This is a genomic window from Parahoeflea alexandrii, from assembly GCF_024105735.1.
GTDB classification, from domain to species: Bacteria; Pseudomonadota; Alphaproteobacteria; order Rhizobiales; family Rhizobiaceae; genus Hoeflea; species Hoeflea alexandrii.
Window position 1 is genome coordinate 1 of sequence record NZ_JAAAML010000013.1, and the last position, 1,058, is coordinate 1,058.

At 66.1% G+C, this 1,058-nt stretch carries 1 protein-coding gene; it reads left to right on the forward strand.

Annotated features, from left to right (window positions below; all coding sequences use genetic code 11):
• Nucleotides 1–1,058 (forward strand): Gfo/Idh/MocA family protein (locus GTW23_RS23340; RefSeq protein WP_252917741.1); only part of this gene is annotated, 1,058 nt, incomplete at both ends.

Consider the following 1,058-nt stretch of genomic DNA (forward strand, 5'->3'; position numbering starts at 1 on the left):
TTCATCGGCGGCGTCCACCGCATCGCCTCGCGCATCGACGACCGCTACGAGCTGGTCGCCGGGGCGTTTTCCTCGACGCCGGAAAAATCAAAGGCCTCGGCCGCCGATCTCGGCGTCGCGCCCGACCGCGCCTATGGCGATTATGTCGAGATGGCCAAGCGGGAAGCGCGACTGAAATCAGGCATCGAGGCGGTTGCGATCGTCACGCCCAACCACATGCACTATCCGGTGGCGCGCGAATTCCTGAAACGCGGCATCCACGTGATCTGCGACAAGCCGTTGACCTCGACGCTGGCCGACGCGAAGAAGCTCGCCAAGGCGGCCGAGGCGTCCGGCGCATTGTTCGTGCTGACCCACAACTACACCGGCTACCCGATGATCCGGCAGGCGCGCGAGATGATCGAAAGCGGCGAACTGGGCCGGATCCGGCTGGTGCAGGTCGAATATGCCCAGGACTGGCTGTCGGAAAACCTCGAGGAGACCGGGCAGAAACAGGCCGGCTGGCGCACCGATCCGGCGCGTTCCGGCCTTGGCGGCTCGACCGGCGACATCGGCACCCATGCCTTCAACCTGGCAAGCTTCGTCTCGGGGCTCGAGCTCGCCGAGCTCTGCGCCGATCTCGACAGTTTCGTCAAGGGCCGCAAGCTCGATGACAATGGACACGTGCTGATGCGGTTTGCGGGCGGCGCCAAGGGCATGCTCTGGTGCTCCCAGGTGGCGCCGGGCAACGAAAACGCGCTGAAGCTCCGCATCTACGGCGAAAAGGGCGGGCTCGAATGGGCCCAGGAAGACCCGAACTATCTCTGGCACACACCGCTGGGTCAGCCGAAACGATTGCTCACCCGCAACGGCGCGGGCGCAACGGCAGCCGGCCAGCGCGTCAGCCGCATCCCCGGCGGCCATCCCGAAGGCTACCTCGAAGGCTTCGCCACCATCTACAACGAGGCGGCCGAAGCCATCATCGCGCATCGCGACGGCAAGCCTGCCCCCGAAGGCGTCATCTATCCCGGCATCGAAGAGGGCCTGGCAGGCGTCGCCTTCGTCACCGCCTGCGTCGA